Genomic DNA, 429 nt, shown 5'->3' on the forward strand with positions numbered 1-429 from the left:
CCTGATTTCGCCACTGGCCAACCAGTTCGTGGAGGAACCTGTCAAGCGCAGTCGGGTCGTGATGCGCTAGCAGTTGCGTCAACGTCGCGATCGCGAACGTTCCCGTTCGATCACCCGTCGCGAGCTGCGTCGTCGCACGTTCGGCGGCGACCCCAAGTGAAGTGAGGTCACCGCACCGAACCGGTCCGGCGTCGGTAGTCGCGACGTCAACACCGCCGTCGGTCTCGGCACCAGGGGTGGAATCGATGACGAGTGGGTCCATCGTCGAGAGCCGCGAGCGAACCTCATGGCGTGGGTACTTCGTCGTCAACACCGCGCCTATCTCGGTCATTGCTGCGTACATGGCGTAAAACAGGTCATCATATAATTGGGAGCTTGGCGCAGCAAATCCAACGATGTCGTCGTAGCGGACCGCGACATCGGCGATGA

Annotated in this window: 1 protein-coding gene; it reads right to left on the reverse strand. The window is 61.3% G+C overall.

What is annotated here, in order from left to right:
• Positions 1–331: hypothetical protein (locus tag EXE44_RS16920; protein ID WP_137717978.1), on the reverse strand; the 331-nt coding region annotated here is incomplete at its 3' end.
• Positions 332–429: the final 98 nt, after the last annotated feature.

Source organism: Halorubrum sp. SS7, assembly GCF_005435055.1.
In the GTDB taxonomy this organism is placed as follows: Archaea; Halobacteriota; Halobacteria; order Halobacteriales; family Haloferacaceae; genus Halorubrum; species Halorubrum salinarum.